We start from the raw sequence: 19,010 nt of genomic DNA, 5'->3' as shown, positions 1-19,010 counted from the left end.
CGATGCGGAACCTGATGCGGAACCCGGTCAGGACGTCCACTCGCTCCAGGGGAGGTTCCAGCCGTTGAGGCCGTTGTACCACTGGACGGTCTTGTCCTTGGAGTTCTGCACCTGCACCACGTCACCGATGATCGACTGGTTGTAGAACCAGGCCGCGGGGGTGCTCGCGTCACCCGCGCCGCGCACGTCGTGCAGACCCACGCAGCCGTGGCTGGTGTTGCTGTTGCCGAAGACCGAGGTCGCGGCCCAGTAGTTGCCGTGGATGAAGGTGCCCGAGGTGGTCAGCCGCATGGCGTGCGGCACGTCCTTGATGTCGTACTCACCGCCGAAGCCGACCGTGTCGCCGTTCATCCGGGTGGTCACGTACTTCTCGGAGATGACCATCTTGCCGTTGTACGTGGTGTGGTCCGGCGCGCCCGAGGAGATCGGGATGGTGCGCAGCACCTTGTTGTCGCGGTAGACGGTCATGGTGTGCTTGGCCGCGTCCACGATGCTCACCTGGCGGCGGCCGACGGTGAAGTGGACGTCCTTGTGCTGCTTGCCGTAGACGCCGGGGGCGCCCTCGACACCGTTGAGGTTGAGGCTCAGCGTGACCTTCGTACCGGCCGCCCAGTACTCCTGCGGGCGGATGTAGAGCTGCTGGTCGCCGTACCAGTGCGCGGCGACCGGGACCGACGGGCTCGCGGTGACCTTGACGCCTTCCTCGACGGCCTTCTTGTTCGTGATCGGCCGGTTGAAGTTGAGGAAGACTTCCATGCCGACGCCGACGGTCGAACCGTCCTCCGGCGTGTAGTAACCGACGAAGGTGTTCTTCGGGGTGACCGTGGTGAAGCTGGAGTGCTTGTCGGACTCACGTCCCGCGTCGTCCTTGGCGACCGCGTCCACCGAGTACTGCGTGGACGTGTCCAGGTGCCCGGCCGGCACCCATCCGGCGCCGTCGGCGGAGATCGCGCCCTCCACCTCCGTGCCCTTGTCGTCCTTCACGACGACCGACGAGAGCTTGCCGCCCTGCGCCGTGACCTTCAGCGACCCCGTGGTCGACACCTCGGTCGAGCCGTCCTTCGGCAGGATCGTCACGACGGCGGTCGAGGCGACCGTGTCCGACGCGTTCGCCTTGCCGTTCGAGGCCGACGTGGAGCCGTTCCCACTGCCGGCCTTGCCGCCGCCACCGCACGCGGTGACCATCAGCAGCAACGCTCCGAGCGCCAGCACCAGAACGTTTCTCCTGATACCCGGCGCAGCCAATATCGGCTTCAACTCTTGCTCTCCCCTACCGCCCGGAACACCTGAACTCCCCTGGTCAGCGCAAGACAATCACACGGAACAAGCGCGAGTGCTCACGAGATTGTCACCGTTCCGTCCCAGATGGCTGTGGACCGGGGCCGGTCGGGGGTGTAGTGGGGGTGCGGCGGACGGGGAGCCCGCGTGCGCGGACGGGGCGGCGGACTGGGGAGCCCGCGCATGCGGGACGGGGGCGGCGGACTGGCGAGCCCGCGCGCGGGACGGGCGGGGCCGCCGCTACAGCGCGGAACCCGCCTGCCACTGGGCCCAGCTGAGATTCCAGCCGCCCATCCCGTTGTCGGCGGCGACCGTGCGGTCATGGGAGTTGGTCACGCGGATCGGGTCGCCGACCAGGGAGTGGTCGAAGAACCAGCCCGCCGGGCTGGTGGCGCTGCCGCCCTTGACGTCGCGCAGCCCGATGCAGCCGTGGCTGACGTTGGTGGTGCCGAAGACCCCGGCGGGCGACCAGTAGTTGCCGTGCACGAAGGTGCCGGAGTTGGTCAGCCGCATCGCGTGCGGGACGTCCGGGATGTCGTATTCGCCGCCGAAGCCGACCGTCTGGCCGTTCATGCGCGTGACGGCGTGCTTCTCGGCGATGACCATCACGCCGTCGTACGTGGTGTGCTGGGGCGCGCCGGTCGAGGCGGGGAGGGTGCGCACGACCGCGCCGCCGCGCCGGACGACCAGGGTGTGCGCCACCGCGTCCACGGTGCTGCGCTGGTCGCGGCCGATGGTGAACCGCACGTCCTTGGACTGGGTGCCGTAGACGCCGGGCGCGCCCTGGACGTCGCGCAGCCGCAGGTGGAGGGTGACGCGGGTGCCGGCCTTCCAGTAGTCGGCGGGGCGCAGGTCGAGCCGCTGGCCGCCGAACCAGTGGCCGGTGACGGTGACGGCGGGTACGGACGTGACCGTGATGGCGCGTTCGACGGCGGCGCGGTCGGTGACCGGGCGGTTGAACCTCAGCGAGACGATCATGCCGACGCCGACGGTCGAGCCGTTCTCCGGGGTGAAGAAGCCGATGAAGGTGTGCTGCGGCACGAGGGTGGTGAAGTCGGCGTGCTTGGCGGCCGGGCGGCCCTGCTCGTCGACCGCGTAGGCGTCGACGGTGTAGCGGGTGGCCAGCGCGAGGCGTCCGGTGGGCTGCCAGCCGCTGCCGTCGGCGGCGAGGGTGCCGGGCACGGCGGTGCCGTCCGCGCTCTTGGCGGTGACCCCGGTGAGCTTGCCCTGGCCGACGGTGACGCGCAGCGTCCCGCTGGCGGGTACGTCCTTCGCGCCGTCGCCGGGCGATACGGTGATGGCCGCCTGCGAGACGTCCGGTACGGCGGTCGAGGTGTCGGTCGACGTGGCGCTCGGCGCCCGGTCGTCACCCCCGCCCGTCCCGCCGGACCCGCCGGACCCGCCCGGTCCCCCGCAGCCCGCGATCAGCGTCGCACCCAGTACCACTCCCGCACCCGCGCGCAGCACGCGCCTCACCGCTGTCTTCACGCACCGTCAACGAGGCGACCGCCGCCGGGGAAACGCGCTGTCCGCCGGCACGTGCACCGATCAACCGTGTGACTCCGTACCCCCCGGTGGGAATGAATGGAGCAGCGGGTGCGGGGAAACGGCCGTCGACGCGGGGAGGGACACCCGGCGTACGGTACGGACCCGGCCCGCCCTGCCGGCACAGCGCACCTGGTCACAGCTCGGTCCTTCGGAGCCGCGGGAGGCATACACGTGTCAGAGACACGCGAACACGGCGTCGTGGGACGCCCGGAGGGTCTTCCGCTGCCCGCAGGCGATCCGGGGGTGGCGACCGTACCGCCGCCGTCGCCGGTGCCGGGCCCGGCCGTACCGCGGGACCCGTCTGTCGCACTCGCCCCGGCCGTACCGCGGAATCCGCCGGTGGCTTCCGTATCGCTGCCGTCCGGTGCGTCGGACCGGCGGGTGGCGCCGCGGCTCGCGACCGTGTGGCCCGGCTCGGCGCAGCCGCTCGGCGCGCGTTTCCACGCCGGTCCCGGCGGGCGCGCGGGCACCAACTTCGCGCTGTGGGCGGGCGGGGCGGAGTCCGTCGAGGTGTGCCTGTTCGACGCGGACGGCACCGAGACGCGGGCGCCGCTGACCGAGCTGACCCATGAGATATGGCACGGCTTCGTACCGGACGCGCTGCCGGGCCAGCGGTACGGCTACCGGGTCGGCGGTCGCTGGGACCCGTGGACCGGCGCCCGCTGGAATCCGGCGAAGCTGCTGCTCGACCCGTACGCGCGGGCGGTGGACGGCGACTTCACGCTGGTCCCCGAGGTGTACGGGCACGTGCGCGACTGGCCCGAGCGGCAGGTCGCCGACACCGTGCGGGACAACCGCGACTCGGCGCCGTACGTCCCCAAGGGCGTCGTGGTCGACGATGACGACGACTGGGAGGACGACCACCGGCCGAAGACGCCCTGGTCGGACTCGGTGATCTACGAGTTGCACGTGCGCGGTTTCACCCGGGCGCACCCGGACATTCCGCCGGAGCTGCGCGGTACGTACGCCGGTCTCGCGCACCCGGCGGCCATCGCCCATCTGACCCGGCTCGGGGTGACCGCCGTCGAGCTGCTGCCGGTGCACCACTTCGCGCACGAGGAGCACCTGGAGCGCAAGGGGCTGCGCAACTACTGGGGTTACAACTCGATCGGCTACTTCGCGCCGCACGCCGCGTACAGCGCGAGCGGCACGCGCGGCGAACAGGTCGGCGAGTTCAAGCGGATGGTGCGGGCGCTGCACGCGGCGGGCATCGAGGTGATCCTCGACGTGGTCTACAACCACACCGCCGAGGGCGGCGAGGGCGGCCCCACGCTGTCGCTGCGCGGTATCGACAACCGCGGTTACTACCGGCTCCAGCAGGACGCGCGGCGCTACGCCGACTACACCGGCTGCGGCAACACCCTCAGCGTCGTCCAGCCGCACGTGCTGCGGCTGATCACCGACAGCCTGCGCTACTGGGTGACCGAAATGGGCGTGGACGGCTTCCGGTTCGACCTGGCGGCGGCGCTGGCCCGCTCGACGCACGACGTGGACATGCTCTCCCCCTTCCTCACGGTGATCGCCCAGGACCCGGTGCTGCGCCGGGTCAAACTGATCGCCGAGCCGTGGGACGTGGGCTCCGGCGGCTACCAGGTGGGCGCCTTCCCGCCGCTGTGGACGGAGTGGAACGACCGGTTCCGCGACACCGTGCGGGACTTCTGGCGGGGCGCGGCCGGGGACGTACGCGATCTGGCGTACCGGCTGTCCGGGTCGAGCGACCTGTACGACTGGGGCGGGCGGCGGCCGTACGCCTCGGTCAACTTCGTCACCGCGCACGACGGTTTCACCCTGCGCGACCTGGTGAGCTACGAGCGCAAGCACAACGAGGCCAACGGCGAGGACGGGCGGGACGGCACCGACGGCAACCGGTCGTGGAACTGCGGCGCCGAGGGGCCGACCGACGATCCCGGCATCAGCGCGCTGCGCCGCCGCCAGATCCGCAACCTGCTCTCCACACTGCTGCTGTCCACCGGGGTGCCGATGCTGGTCGCGGGCGACGAGATGGGGCGGACGCAGGGCGGCAACAACAACGCGTACTGCCAGGACAACGAGGTGAGCTGGATCGACTGGTCGCTGGCGGACGATCCGGCCTGGCGGTCGCTGTCCGATCTCGCGGCGCGGCTGATCGCCCTGCGCCGGGCCCATCCGGTGCTGCGGCGCGGCGGCTTCTTCTCCGGGCTCGCGCAGGCGCCGGAGGGGCTGCGCGATCTGGCCTGGTTCGGGCCGCGCGGCGAGGAGATGACGGACGAGGACTGGTTCGCGCCGGGCTCGACGCTGGGGATGTTCCTGTCGGGGCAGGAGATTCCGCAGCGGAACGCGCGGGGGGAGGCGGTCGTGGACGACAGCTTCCTGCTGATCGCGCACGCGGGGTCGCGGCCCGCCGCTTTCACGCTGCCGGGGGCGCCGTGGGCGGCGGCGTACGAACTGCTCGTCGACACCGCTCTGGAGGAGCAGACGGCGGCGCCGGAGGGGGCGCGTGCGGCGGCTGGTTCCGAGGTGGCGGTGGCGGAGAGGTCCGTACGGCTGTACCGGGCGTGCGGCGGCGGGGAGGGACGGGAAGAGCTGCTCAGCGGGTGAGTTCGGTCACCGGAGCGGGCATGCGGCGGCGGGTGCCGCGAGGTTGCGGGGGCCGGGGTGGGGGGTGGCGGGGGCCGGTGGGTTGACCGGGGGGTTGACCGGTGCGGGGACCGGTGCGGGGGATGGCGTGGACCGGTGTGGACCGGTGTGGACGACACCGAATGGTCCAGTCCACTATGTCCTGGTGACCTCTTCCGCGCCCAGCCCCGACCGCGCCGGGGCCGATGCCGCCGAGCCGCTTTCGCAGCCGAATCTCATGCCGTTGTCCGACGCCGCGGTGGACCTCCCGCGCACGTCCCCGCTACCGGGCAAGGAGCGGCTGTGGTCGGCGAATTTCCGGTTCTACTTCACGGCCCGCTCCGTCGCCATGCTCGGCGACACGATGCTGCCGGTCGCGCTGTCCGCGGGCCTGATCCAGTACGGCTACTCGGCCGGTGACATCGGCCTGGTGATGGCCGCGTCCACCGCGTGCTTCGCCGGATTCGTGATCTTCGGCGGGGTCTTCGCGGACCGCTTCAACGCGCGGCGGCTGATGATCGGCGCCGATCTCGTACGCGTCGGCACGCAGTCCACCGCGGCGGTGCTCTTCCTCACCCACCACATCACGCTGTGGGAGATGGCGCTGATCGCCGTCGTCAACGGCACGGCGGCGGCCATGTTCCAGCCGGGCGTGGCCAGCACGGTCGTGCGGGTCGCCACCGATGTGCAGGGCGCCAACGGTGTGACCCGTACCGCCGAGTCCGTCGCGGGGCTGGCCGGGCCCGCGGTCGCCGGTGTCCTGATCGGCTTCACCTCACCGGGCGTCGTCTTCGCCGTCCACGCGTCGACGTATCTGGTCAGCGCGCTGTGCCTGATCGCGCTGCGGCTGCGACCGCTTCCGGCGAAGACGGGTGCCGGGACGGGGTCGGGCACGGGCACTGGCACGTTCAAGGCCGATCTCGCGGAGGGCTGGCGGGAGTTCCGCGCGCGCACCTGGATGTGGGGGGTGATCGTGATCTGGATGGGCTACATGATCTTTGTCTTCGGCCCCTACATACCGCTCGCCGCCGGTCAGATCATCCCCGAGCACGGCGCGGGCGCCTACGGCCTCGTCAACTCCGCCCTCGGCGGCGGCACCGCGGTCGGCGCGCTGATCGCCATGCGCGTACGCGCGGACCGCCCCTTGCGCGCGGGCTCCATCGCCCTCTTCGGCACCGCCCTGATGCCCGCCTCGGTCGGCTTCGACCTCCCGGTCCCCGCGATCGCCGCCTGCGTCTTCGGCTCCGGCATCTGCTGGGCCTACTGGGGCGTCAACTGGGCCACCAGCGTCCAGACCCAGGTCCCCGGCGAGATCCTCAACCGCATCCACGCCTACGAGGTCGCCGGCTCCATCGCCATGATGCCCGTCGGCCAGTCCCTCGCCGGCCCCGCCTCCGCCGCCTTCGGCGCCCGCCACGTCCTCCAGACCGGCGCCGTCGTCACCCTCATCGTCTGCACCCTCCTCCTCTCCGTCCCCGCCATCCGCAACCTCCGCCGAGTCCCCACGACGTAGGGCCTGTGAGCCCCGGCCATCCACGCTCCCGCATCTCGCCACCCGCCCCAACGGGCAATTCCGTTGCCCCGGACCACCGGTACAACCAGGCTCACTCTGGCCACAACGAGGTCGGTCAGCGCCGCGAGAAACCGCCGCCCTGCTGGGTCGAGTTCGACGACCACCGCGCACCGACCACGGGAAGCGTCCCCTCGCACCGTCTCCACGTCATCGGTGGGCACGGCCAGGTCGTACGACCCGCTTCCGGTCGTCAACTCGAACCGCCGGAACGTGAACGCCCCCGGCACGCGTTCCCTCAACTAAGGACTGTCCCGCAGAGAGTTTGTAGGGCTTGGGTGACGGCGATGCCGGTGTGGCGGATACGGTGGAGCGGTTCATCGGTAGGGGGCTGGGGGGAACAGTGGGGCGCAGTGAGCTTCCCGTGGAGAACGCTGGCGAAAGGGATCTCTGTCTGTTCATCGAGCCGTACGGCGAGGACTTCTACCTCAAGCCTGGGGAGGTCTTCACGGTCGCACCTGAAGCCGAAGGGCTCGATGTCTGGTTCTCCACCCTTGTCTGGGAGGGAGGCATCACCGTGTGGCCCTACGAGAACGGCGATCCGACCAGGATTGTCCTTGAGTACACAGTGACCGACGCCAACGGGACCCGGCTGGAATGCGGTCACCAAAGGCCGCCGAGGCCGACCGGTTCTGACATGCCTGCACTGGATTGACCCCCTCAGTCACCGGGTCGGAGCAAGATTGTGAAGCCGGGCGACGCCGAGCACAGCTCGGTACACGCCATCGCCTTTGAGGCGGCAGTCGCGGAGGATCTTCCAGCTCTTCATCCGGGCGAAGGTGTGCTCAACGCGGGCGCGGACCTGTTTGTGGGAGCGGTTGTGCTTCTCCTTCCGGGGCGAAGTTCTTCGCCCTTACGGCGGCGGTGCGGGATGACCAGACCGGTGCCCCGGTAGCCGCCGTCGACGATAGTCATGGCGGTGCCGACGGCAGCCTTGGCCCCGGACTCCCCCCCAGCCACGGGAGGGTGGGCACCAGGGTCCCGCCGACGATGAGGCACGGTGTCCTTGCGATCGTTTCACTCGGCAGAGAAACAACCACCGCCCCATACCCTCCCGGCCTGAGTCGGTCCAAAATGCCGCCATGGATGACGAAGAGCACAACGAGGCAGCTGCACGCACATTCCTGTCATGCGCCACCGAGGTGGCGCGGCTGATGGATCTCGGGAACGCGGCCGACGTGCCGGAAACCCGCCGGGCACGGCACCTGGCCCATGCGGTGCGCAAGCCACTGCTCCAACGCGCCTACCTACCCGAAGAGTTCTTCGCCCCGTTGATGGCCGCAGCGGTCTACGACCCGGACCCTAGCTTCTGCCGCTGGTTCGCCGAACCAGCCGTCTACGCCTTCGGACGACGCCGTGTCATGAGCGCACTACTCGACTATCTACGGACAGGCACGGACGCCGAGCAGGCGGGTGCCGAGCGGGCCTGGTACTGCGCCCACGTGCCGCTCCGCGCAGACCGGTCCCCGGCCTATGCGCCAGGCGGGAGGCGCGATCCCGCGCTGGATGAGTCCAGCGATGTGAAGGACGAGTGGCGGGAAGCGCTTCGACGATCGGCCAGGTGACCGGGCCGCCTCGAAACCTGAGCCAGCCCCGGTGCCATAGACCTGCTGCTCACTCTGACCATTGAGCGGGACAGCCCTTAATCCTGGTTATCTGTTCTTCGTTCTAGCAGCCAAATGCCCGATTGAGCCGCGGCAATGTACTCCTCACCCAGATCAGGACGTCCAACTGCAACTTCACTCGAATGTGATTCTCCAGAAACCAACCGGAGCAGAGTAACCATAAGATGACTCCACACGAATGGCTTTACCCCATCCCCCAAGCCGGCCAAATTTACGGAAACCGCTGGGACCGCGGCCTCGAAAAGCATTGACTGGACTTCCAGATGGCCATCCAAGCCGTGATCAAAGATGTCACCGGGCACAGCAGCGTCGAACAGCCGCGATAAGGTCTCCGAAATGCGCCTCGCCGTCTCCCCGCACCGGTACGCATCCCAGTCGTGCCGACGCAATTGGCATCTCATGCCACACCTTGCCCGCACCAGCGTTCCGCACAGCTTCCGCCACACGAGCAGGGTACTGCCATGTCCCCCATGGGTACCCGTATACCCGCGGTACAAGTTCGACACTTCGCTTTCTCCGTGGCCGCACTTCCGGCTCGACCGCGATACTCATTTGCCGCCGGAACACGACTCTCATTCAGCGTGACGGGAAACCGGAGGGCCGCCAACTGCGGATTCTGCGCGGCGGCGCGCGACTTGACGACCACGTTCTCGGCGAATCCGTCCGCGACCGCGGAGACCACGAGGTCCACGTCGGGCAGCACGGAGGCGCAAGTGGCCGTGGCCCCGGTCAGGGTCGGCGCCGGGAGCGTCCACGGAGCGGTGGTGCCGTACGACTTGCCGTCCACCGTGACGGTCGCCAGCGGGCCGGTGCCACCGCCGAGTCCCGACGGCCTCACCCGCCCCCGGCGCGGGGAGCCACGCGGAGGGCGGCCTCGCCGTCCAGTCCGGGGGGCCTCGGGTCATGGGGAGGTAATGAATTCTTCAAGGATTCGCATGGTGTGCGACAGGTGATCGCGGGGGCGGCCCCGTGCCTGTGGCGGGAAGAGATCGGAGGGGCGTGGGCGCGGCGGAAAACAGGGTGAGCGGTGTCGGTGGTCGCGCCTAATGTCGGGAGGGATGTCTGCCACGACCACTGACCCCGCGCCCGCCGTCCGTTCGAGATCAGCGATTCGGTCGCTGCTGCGCCTTTGGCCTTATGTGCGGGCGGTGCGGGTGCGGTTGGGGGTGTCCGCGGTGGTGGGCGCGGGCGCGTCGTGCGTGGCGCTGCTGATTCCGCTGGTGCTGAAGTGGATGGTGGACGGCCCGGTCTCGGACCACGATCCGGCCGGGGTGTGGCTCGGCGGCGGGCTGATCCTGCTGCTCGGGCTGCTGGAGGCGCTGCTGTTCGGGATCAGGCGGTGGCTGGTGGCCCGGCCGCTGGCCGGGGTCGAGGCGGCGATGCGGGCGGATCTGTACCGGCATCTCCAGCGGCTGCCGGTGGAGTTCCACGACCGCTGGGCGTCGGGGCAGTTGCTCTCGCGGGCGACGATGGACCTGCAGATCCTGCGGATGTTCCTCGCCTTCCCGCTGGTCTTCCTGGTGGTCAACACCGTCACCGTGCTGATCGGCTTCGCGATCCTGTTCGCGCAGTCCTGGCTGCTCGGCCTGGTGCTGCTGGCGCCCGCCGTGCCGCTGATGATCATGTGTTCCGTCTTCGAGACGCGGTACGCGCTGGCCGCCCGCCGCGCGCAGGACCAGGCGGGCGATCTGGCCACGCTGGTCGAGGAGTCGGTGCTGGGCATCCGGATCATCAAGGCGTTCGGCCGGCACCGCAGCCAGGCGCGGGCCTTCCGCGCGCAGACCCGGGGACTGTGGCGTACCGAGATGCGCAAGGCGCGGCTCCTCTCGGACATCTGGGCCGTGATCATGACGCTGCCCGAGGTGGCGATCGGCGCCGCGCTGGTGTGCGGTGTGCTCCAGGTCGCGGACGGCAAGCTGTCGGCGGGCACCCTGGTGGCGTTCCTGTCGACCGCGCTCGCGCTGCGCTGGCCGGTCGAGTCGATCGGCTTCCTGCTCGCGATGAGCAACGAGGCGGCCACCGCCGCCGACCGGTACTTCGAGGCGATGGACACCCCCGAACCCGACAGCAGCGGCAGGACCAGCAGCACCGGCAGCAGCGGCAGGACCGGCAGCACCAGCGGGAGCGAGAACGACGGAAGCGCCGCAAATGCCACGGACGGCACCGGAGCCGGACGACCGAGCGACGGCCTGCGCATGCACGCCGTCCGCTTCCGTTACCCCGACGCCCCCGACGCGGGCCCCGACCTCCTCAAGGGCGTCGACCTGCACATCGGCCCCGGCGAGACGATGGCGCTGGTCGGCGCCACCGGCAGCGGCAAGACGACGCTGACCGCGCTGCTCCCCCGGCTGCACCAGGCGACCGGCGGCCGGATCACCCTGGACGGCGCGGACATCGCCGACCTGCCGGTCAAGCGGCTGCGCGAACTGCTCGCCGTCGCCTTCGAGGAGCCGACGCTGTTCTCCGCGACCGTACGGGAGAACGTGGCGATGGGCGCGGGCCCTGAGGGCGCCGACGAGGCGGACATCGTACGAGCCCTGGCCGTCGCGCAGTGCGGCTTCGTGGAGCGGCTGCCGCAGGGCCTGGACACGCAGGTCGGCGAGCAGGGCCTGAGCCTTTCCGGCGGGCAGCGGCAACGGCTCGCGCTGGCCCGCGCGGTGGTCGGCCGCCCGCAGTTCCTGGTCCTGGACGACCCGCTGTCGGCGCTCGACGTGCACACCGAGGCGCTGGTCGAGGCCGCGCTGCGCGAGGTGCTGGCCGACACGACCGCGCTGGTCGTCGCGCACCGCCCGTCCACAGTGATGCTCGCGGACCGGGTGGCGCTGCTGGAGGACGGCCGGATCACGGCCGTCGGCACGCACGCCGAACTGCTGCGGGACAGCGCGGTCTACCGCCACCTGATGTCGGGCGCCGACGAAGAGCCGGACGCCGAGGGGCACCCGGACCTGCCGGAGCAGCACGGCGCCGAAGAACGAACCGGGGAGGCCGACGAGGCTTCCGCCGCGCGGGAGAGGAGCGACGCCCGATGACCTCCGCGACAGAACAGGGCGCGACAGAACAGGGCTCGACGAAAGAGAGGGCGGCGAAAGAGAGCGCGACGACAGAGGACGCGGCGAAAGAGGACGCGACAGAAGCCGGCGCCACCGAGGAGTACGACTTCGACGAGCCCACCGCCGCGCCGCTCCCGCCCGACGACCCCTTCGCCAAAGACGTCCTGCCCGCCCCGAAGAACGCCCAGTTCACCCTCCTGCGCTCGCTCCTCGGCCCGCACCGCGCCCGTGTCTGGCTGGCCGCGATCCTGCTGCTGGTCCAGCAGGCGGCCGTGCAGGCGGGCCCGCTCCTGGTGGCGTACGCCATCGACCGCGCCATCCCGGCGGTGCGCGACGGCCGGCACGGCGCGCTGATCGCGGTCGCCTGCGGCTACATGGGCTGCGGCATCGCCTCCGGCACGCTCCAGCGCTTCTTCATCCGGGTCGCCGCCCGGGTCAGCCAGGACGTGCTGGTCGACCTGCGCGGCCGGATCTTCCGGCACGCCCAGACCCTCAGCCTGGACTTCCACGAGCGCTACACCTCGGGCCGGCTGATCTCCCGCTCCACCTCGGACGTCGAGTCGATCCGCGAACTGCTCAACGACGGCCTGGACGAGCTGATCGAGGTCGTGCTGTCGGCGGTCTACATCACCGCGCTGCTGATCTTCCTCGACTGGGAGCTGGGACTGGCGGCCCTGGTGTCGTACGCCCCGCTGTACGTGGCGATCCGCGTGTACCAGCGGCGCTCGATGGTCGCCTACCGCAAGCGGTCCACGGCCATCGCGGCCGTCATCGTGAAGTTCACCGAGACGATGAACGGCATCCGCCCGGTGAAGGCGTTCCGCCGCGAGGAGCCGAACGACGAGGCGTTCCTCGAACTGAACCACCGCCATGAGCGGGCCAACGGCGACGCGATCCTGGAGATGGCGCGTTACGTCGTCGGCTCCCGCGTGATCGCCAACGTCACGATCGCCGCGATCGTGATGTGGGGCGCGTACCGGGTGGCGGACGGCGGGATGGCGCTCGGTGTGCTCGCCGCCTTCGTGCTGTATCTGCGGCGGCTCTACGACCCGATCGACCGGCTCGGCATGTTCCTCAACTCCTATCAGTCCGCGGCGGCTTCACTGGAGAAGATCGCCGGGCTGCTGGCCCAGCGGCCGACCGTGCCGGAGCCCGCGCCCGAGCGCGCGGTGCCGCTGCCGGAGCGGGCGGGCGAACTGCCGGGCCGCGAGGTCGTCTTCGACGAGGTGCGCTTCGCGTACCGCACGGGCGGCGAGGTGCTGCCGCGGTTCTCGCTGCGGCTGCCCGCGGGGCAGACCGTCGCCGTGGTGGGCGCGACCGGCGCGGGCAAGTCGACACTCGCCAAACTGCTGGCCAGGTTCTACGACCCCACCAGCGGCCGAGTGCTGCTGGACGGCGTGGAGTTGAGCGATCTCACGCAGACCGATCTGCGGCGCGGGGTCGTGATGGTGACGCAGGAGGCGTTCCTGTTCTCCGGGACGGTCGCGGAGAACATCGCGATCGGCCGGCCGGACGCCTCCCGCGAGGATGTGGAGGCCGCCGCGAAGGCCATCGGCGCCCATGACTTCATCGCGGCGCTGCCGGACGGCTACGACACGGACGTACGCAAGCGCGGCGGCCGTATCTCCGCGGGCCAGCGCCAACTGGTCGCCTTCGCGCGGGCGTTGCTCGCCGACCCCGGCGTGCTGATCCTGGACGAGGCGACGTCCTCGCTGGACGTGCCGGGCGAGAAGGCCGTCCAGCACGCGATGCACACCGTGCTCAACGGGCGTACGGCGGTGATCATCGCGCACCGGCTGTCGACCGTGGAGATCGCCGACCGGGTCCTGGTCATGCGCGACGGCAGGATCGTCGAGGACGGCACCCCGGACGAACTCATCGCGGACGACGGCCACTTCGCCGGACTCCACCAGGCGTGGCGGGACAGCCTGGTCTGACCGTCAGCGCCCCTACGACGAGGCCGTCCACGCCGACGCGGCACCCGCCCGCGTCGGCGCACCACCCCGCTGGTGTCGGCGAATCACCCCGTCCGGATCGGCGCACCGCCCCGCCCCGCGGCGCCGCACCGCCCGGCCCGCGCCAACGAACCGCCCTTCGCGCCACGTGCCAAGGGCGGTTCGTATTGCCGGGACACCAACTGCGCCTGATCCAGAGGGCCGGATTGGCCCCCTCTTGACCCCATTCGCCCGCAGAAAAACTTCTTCTCCGCGCAACACCGCGATGACAAATGACCGCTATGCGAACACCGCTCACCGAACAACGGACTGTTTTCGGCCAAGTTTGCCCCACGCCACTGACATGTACCGGTAAAGGATGCCACTCTGTGCCCCGTTCCACAGCAACGCCACAGCACTACAGCAGTGCCACAGCTCTACCCGGACAGATCACCAACCCCACCTGTCCGGACTGTCACCGACCGCCCATCCGCGGTCGCCGCAGAAGGAGTGACGAGTGCGCAGATCCCCCCGCAAGGCAACAGCAGCAGGAGTGCTGATTGCCGGTGCAGCGATGCTGGCGGTCGCACTGCCCGCGGGTACGGCCTCAGCAGGCGTACCCGGGCAGGCAACGGCCCAGGCCAGTACACATGTTCAGCCGCGAGCGGGTGCGCTGCCCGCATCGCTCTCCCCGGCCCAGCAGGCCACCCTCGTCTCGCAGGCGCAGACCAAGAGCGCGGCCACCGCGTCCTCGCTGCACCTGAGCTCGGGTGAGAAGCTGGTCGTCAAGTCCGTCACCAAGGACACCGACGGCACCGTCCACACCCGCTACGAGCGTACGTACCAGGGCCTGCCGGTCCTCGGCGGCGACTTGATCGTGCACCAGGACGCCGCAGGGGCGACCACCGGTGTCGACAAGGCGACCAACGCCTCGGTAGCGGTGGCCAGCACGACCGCGGTCAAGAGCGCGGACTCGGCGAAGACCACGGCGCTCGCCCGCGCGAAGGCGGACGGCGCGGCCTCCCCGGCCGCGGTCGGCGCGCCGCACAAGGTCATCTGGGCCGCGTCCGGTACGCCCGTACTGGCCTGGGAGTCCGTCATCGGCGGCTTCCAGGAGGACGGCACGCCGAACCAGCTCCACGTCATCACCGACGCGAGCACCGGCAACCGCCTGTACGAGTACCAGGGCATCGAGACCGGCATCGGCAACAGTGAGTACAGCGGCCAGGTCACCATCGGCACCACGCAGTCCGGGTCGACGTACACGCTGACCGACGGCGGGCGCGGCGGCCACAAGACGTACAACCTGAACCACGGCACCTCCGGCACCGGCACGCTGTTCTCGCAGTCCAGCGACACGTGGGGCGACGGCAACCCGTCGACCGCCACGACCGCCGGTGTGGACGCGGCCTACGGCGCCCAGGAGACCTGGGACTTCTACAAGAACACCTTCGGCCGCAGCGGCATACGCGGCGACGGTGTGGCCGCGTACTCCCGCGCCCACTACGGCAACAGCTACGTCAACGCCTTCTGGGACGACTCCTGCTTCTGCATGACGTACGGCGACGGCAGCGGCAACACGCACCCGCTGACCGCGCTCGACGTCGCGGGCCACGAGATGAGCCACGGCGTCACCTCCAACACCGCGGGGCTGAACTACTCGGGTGAATCCGGCGGTCTGAACGAGGCCACCTCGGACATCTTCGGCACCGGCGTGGAGTTCTACGCCAACAACACCTCCGACCCGGGTGACTACCTCATCGGCGAGAAGATCAACATCAACGGCAACGGCACGCCGTTGCGGTACATGGACCAGCCGAGCAAGGACGGCGGCTCGAAGGACTACTGGTCCTCCAGCCTGGGCGGCCTCGACGTGCACTACTCGTCGGGCCCGGCCAACCACTTCTTCTACCTGCTCTCCGAGGGCAGCGGCGCCAAGGTCATCGGCGGTGTGAGCTACAACAGCCCGACCTCCGACGGTCTGTCGGTGCCCGGCATCGGCCGGGACAACGCCCTCAAGCTCTGGTACAAGGCGCTCACCGAGCGCTTCACCTCGACCACCAACTACGCGTCGGCCCGCACCCAGTCGCTGCTCGCGGCGGCCGACCTGTGGGGCGCCAACAGCGCCACGTACAACACGGTCGCCAACACCTGGGCGGCGATCAACGTCGGCAGCCGGGTCACCACGCCCAGCGGCGTCACCGTCACCAACCCGGGCGCCAAGTCCACCGTGGTGAACACCGCGGCCAGCCTCCAGATCCAGGCGAGCACCACCAACGGCGGCGCGCTGACCTACACCGCGACGGGCCTGCCGGCCGGTCTGTCGATCAACGCCTCCAGCGGCCTGATCTCGGGCACCCCGACCGCGACCGGCAGCTCCAGCGTGACGGTCACGGCGAAGGACTCCACCAACGCCACCGGTACGGCCACCTTCACCTGGACGGTCACCAGCGCGGGCGGCGGCGGCTGCACCGCGGCGCAGCTCCTGACCAACCCGGGCTTCGAGAGCGGCAACACCGGCTGGACGACGACGTCGGGCGTGATCGACAACAGCACCGGCGCCGCGTCCCACGGCGGCTCGTACAAGGCGTGGCTGAACGGCTACGGGACCACGCACACCGACACGCTCGCCCAGTCGGTCACGATCCCCGCCTCGTGCACCAGCGCCACCTTCACCTACTGGCTCTACATCAGCAGCCAGGAGACCTCCACGACCACGGCGTACGACAAGCTCACCCTCACGGCGGGCAGCACGACCCTGGTCACCTACTCCAACGTCAACAAGGGCACCGGCTACGTCCAGCGCTCGGTCGACCTGTCCTCCTACAAGGGCCAGACCGTCAGCCTGAAGTTCACCGGCACCGAGGACGCCTCCCTCGCGACGTCGTTCCTGATCGACGACGCGGCGGTCAACGTCAGCTAGCCCGTACGGCTCGTGTCTGAGTCCTGCGGCGGGTCCCCACCCGCCGCAGGACCCGGGCGGAGGAACTCGCCGGGACAAGATCGACCGGAGGCCGCAGGACTCTGGTATGCTGGTCGCGTTGCAGTTGTGGTACCCAGAACTTTTTGTGCGCCTGGATGATTGCGATTCCGGGCGCACTTTTGTTTTGCCGGATTTCTCCGGTGTGGGGTGATCATCTACAGCGACCCATATCCGTACAGTGCGGGTTTGGAAACTGCCCCACCATAGGGAGATTGTTATGGCTACCGGAACCGTGAAGTGGTTCAACTCGGAAAAGGGCTTCGGCTTCATCGAGCAGGAGGGTGGCGGCCCGGACGTGTTCGCCCACTACTCGAACATTCAGTCCCAGGGCTTCCGTGAGCTGCTTGAGGGCCAGAAGGTCGAGTTCGACGTCACGCAGGGCCAGAAGGGCCCGCAGGCGGAGAACATCCGTCCGCTCTAATTCAGAGTAACCGGGCCGCGACGCTCGGTAACGGGAGGCCCGCACCGCACGGTGCGGGCCTCTCGCGTGCAGCCGCCGCAATGGCTCCCGCCGTGGCGGCCCGAGGAAGGAATCCCGCTTTTGTCACCCGTGTCCCCCGTAAAGCTGTTCTCCGAGCTTCCGCTCGACCCGGCGCTGGTCGCCGCCCTGGACGCCGACGGGGTGACAGAACCGTTCCCGATCCAGGCCGCGACGCTGCCGGACTCGCTCGCCGGCCGTGACGTGCTCGGCCGCGGCCGTACCGGCTCCGGCAAGACGCTGGCCTTCGGCCTGCCGATGCTGACCCGCGTCAAGGCGCTCGGCCGCCGCGCCGACGCCAAGCGTCCGCTGGCGCTGGTGCTGGTGCCCACCCGCGAGCTGGCCACCCAGGTGACCGACGCGCTCGCGCCGTACGCGAAGGTGCTCGGGCTGCGGACCACCGCGGTGGTCGGCGGCGCCTCCATCACCAAGCAGATCGCCGCGCTGCGCGGCGGGGCCGAGATCCTGGTCGCGACCCCCGGCCGGCTCTTCGACCTGATCGAACGGCACGCCTGCTCGCTGGACCAGGTCGGCGTGACGGTACTGGACGAGGCCGACCAGATGGCCGACATGGGGTTCCTGCCGCAGGTCACGCGGCTGCTGGAGCAGGTCAAGCCGGGCGGGCAGCGGATGCTGTTCTCCGCGACGCTGGACCGCAATGTCGACAAGCTGGTCAAGCGGTTCCTGAAGAATCCTGTCACGCACTCGGTGGACCCGTCGTCCGCGACGGTGACGACGATGGAGCACCACGTGCTGCACGTCGACGAGGCGACCAAGCGGGCGGTGACCGCGGAGATCGCCGCCCGGCAGGGCGGCGTGATCATGTTCGTCGGCACCAAGCGCGGCGCCGACCGGCTCACCAAGCACCTGCTGGGCCTCGGGGTGCGGGCGGTGGCGCTGCACGGCGGCAAGTCGCAGCCGCAGCGGAACCGGGCGCTCGACCAGTTCCGTACGGGGACGGCCGACGCGCTGGTGGCCACGAATGTCGCGGCGCGCGGGATTCACATCGAGGGTCTCGACCTGGTCGTGAACGTCGATCCGCCGACCGAGGCCAAGGACTATCTGCACCGCGGCGGGCGTACGGCGCGGGCCGGTGAGTCCGGCACGGTCGTCACGCTGGTGCTGCCCGAGCAGCGGCGCGAGAACGCCCGGCTCATGACGCAGGCCGGTATCCGGCCGCACACCGCCCGGGTCCGTCCGGGCGACGCGGATCTGGTCAGGATCACCGGTGCCCGGCAGCCGTCCGGCACCCCGGTCACGCTGCCCGCCGCCGAGGTCCCGGCGCCCAAGGCCAAGGCTCCCGGCGCGGCCCCGTCCCGCCGCCGTCGTGGCGGCAGTGGGCGCGGCGGCGCCGCCTCCGCCGGTGAGCGGCAGCAGCCCGCCAAGAAGGCCGCATCCCGCCGTACCGGGGCCACCGCCAACGAGGGCGCCGCCGGCCGCGGCCGCCGCACCGGCCGCGGCCGCCGCACCGGCCCCGGCGCCGCCGCCGGCCGCGGCGGCGCGGTGGGCCGCCGCGCCCGCGGCGGCGACACCGGCAGCTCAGGCCGCGCGGCCTGACCCCACCCCGCACACCGAAGCGCCCCCGCCGATCCCCTCGGCGGGGGCGCTTCCCCCTCTCCGCCGCACCGCCTCGGCCGCCGGGCGGCTCCGAAACAGCCCCCGCCCGCAGGCCGACACGGCGACCCGAAGCCTCCGACCCCTGCACCACACGAGCCGGAGGCCAACCGGGACCGCCCAACGGTTCCCACGCCAGAGGCGGGCCCCCGGCCGGACGCCGTTCGGCGGGCGCGCGGCACCGAAACAGCCCCCGGCCGCAGGCCGACCCGGCGACCCGAAGCCTCCGGCCCCCTGCACGCACAGGCCGGGCAGACCGGAGGCACCAAGCAAAACCCCGGCCGGAAGACCAACCCCACACCGGAGGCAAGCCCCTGCCGGAGGCCGACCGGCGG

The 19,010-nt window shown here is 70.6% G+C and carries 11 protein-coding genes and 1 pseudogene; 9 read left to right on the top strand and 3 right to left on the bottom strand.

Translation table 11 applies throughout. The annotated features are described in order from the left end of the window. Window positions 1-27: 27 nt before the first annotated feature. Both ACFZAM_RS10950 and ACFZAM_RS10945 read right to left on the bottom strand, forming a co-directional pair. Window positions 28-1,185, bottom strand: a complete 1,158-nt coding sequence (locus ACFZAM_RS10950) for an Ig-like domain-containing protein (protein ID WP_391044834.1) — start codon at window positions 1,183-1,185, stop codon at window positions 28-30. 333 nt (window positions 1,186-1,518) lie between these two features. Then, window positions 1,519-2,766 carry an Ig-like domain-containing protein gene (locus ACFZAM_RS10945; protein ID WP_355349287.1) on the bottom strand — a complete coding sequence of 416 codons (1,248 nt, stop codon included), beginning with the start codon at window positions 2,764-2,766 and terminating at the stop codon, window positions 1,519-1,521. 399 nt (window positions 2,767-3,165) lie between these two features. Between ACFZAM_RS10945 and glgX the strand changes: the two genes are divergently transcribed. From glgX to ACFZAM_RS10930, 3 genes are all read left to right on the top strand, one after another. Beyond that, complete coding sequence (gene glgX / locus ACFZAM_RS10940; protein WP_391044668.1) at window positions 3,166-5,403, top strand: glycogen debranching protein GlgX; 2,238 nt, start codon at window positions 3,166-3,168, stop codon at window positions 5,401-5,403. Between the two features lie 256 nt (window positions 5,404-5,659). Then, window positions 5,660-6,934: an MFS transporter gene (locus ACFZAM_RS10935; protein WP_391044831.1), complete on the top strand. Its 1,275-nt coding sequence runs from the start codon at window positions 5,660-5,662 to the stop codon at window positions 6,932-6,934. Window positions 6,935-7,265: 331 nt separating this feature from the next. Next, on the top strand, window positions 7,266-7,646 hold the full coding sequence (locus tag ACFZAM_RS10930; RefSeq protein WP_391044665.1) for a hypothetical protein: 381 nt from the start codon (window positions 7,266-7,268) through the stop codon (window positions 7,644-7,646). 9 nt (window positions 7,647-7,655) lie between these two features. On the opposite strand, the pseudogene ACFZAM_RS10925 reads toward ACFZAM_RS10930, so the two are convergent. Beyond that, window positions 7,656-7,939: pseudogene (locus ACFZAM_RS10925) on the bottom strand (transposase family protein); the annotation flags it as partial. Between the two features lie 134 nt (window positions 7,940-8,073). Here ACFZAM_RS10925 and ACFZAM_RS10920 point away from each other — a divergent pair. The 6 genes from ACFZAM_RS10920 (at window position 8,074) to ACFZAM_RS10895 (ending at window position 18,618) form a co-directional block, all read left to right on the top strand. After that, window positions 8,074-8,556 carry a hypothetical protein gene (locus tag ACFZAM_RS10920; RefSeq protein ID WP_391044662.1) on the top strand — a complete coding sequence of 161 codons (483 nt, stop codon included), beginning with the start codon at window positions 8,074-8,076 and terminating at the stop codon, window positions 8,554-8,556. 1,118 nt (window positions 8,557-9,674) lie between these two features. Continuing rightward, a complete protein-coding gene (locus ACFZAM_RS10915; RefSeq protein ID WP_391044660.1) occupies window positions 9,675-11,645 on the top strand; it encodes an ABC transporter transmembrane domain-containing protein in 1,971 nt (656 codons plus the stop codon). Beyond that, a complete protein-coding gene (locus ACFZAM_RS10910) occupies window positions 11,642-13,603 on the top strand; it encodes an ABC transporter transmembrane domain-containing protein (RefSeq protein ID WP_391044657.1) in 1,962 nt (653 codons plus the stop codon). Before ACFZAM_RS10915 ends, ACFZAM_RS10910 begins: the two co-directional genes overlap by 4 nt. 571 nt (window positions 13,604-14,174) lie before the next feature. Next, window positions 14,175-16,523, top strand: coding sequence for a M4 family metallopeptidase (locus ACFZAM_RS10905; protein WP_391044828.1), 2,349 nt, complete (start codon window positions 14,175-14,177; stop codon window positions 16,521-16,523). Window positions 16,524-16,800: 277 nt separating this feature from the next. After that, a complete protein-coding gene (locus ACFZAM_RS10900) occupies window positions 16,801-17,004 on the top strand; it encodes a cold-shock protein (RefSeq protein ID WP_188279682.1) in 204 nt (67 codons plus the stop codon). 51 nt (window positions 17,005-17,055) lie between these two features. Continuing rightward, the gene (locus ACFZAM_RS10895) at window positions 17,056-18,618 is read left to right on the top strand and encodes a DEAD/DEAH box helicase (RefSeq protein WP_391044655.1); all 1,563 of its coding nucleotides are present in this window, start codon (window positions 17,056-17,058) and stop codon (window positions 18,616-18,618) included. The last annotated feature ends 392 nt before the right edge of the window (window positions 18,619-19,010 follow it).

The sequence above is a fragment of the Streptomyces sp. NPDC008079 genome, assembly GCF_042957385.1.
Lineage (GTDB): Bacteria > Actinomycetota > Actinomycetes > Streptomycetales > Streptomycetaceae > Actinacidiphila.
This window is presented reverse-complemented; position numbering and strand designations above follow the sequence as displayed.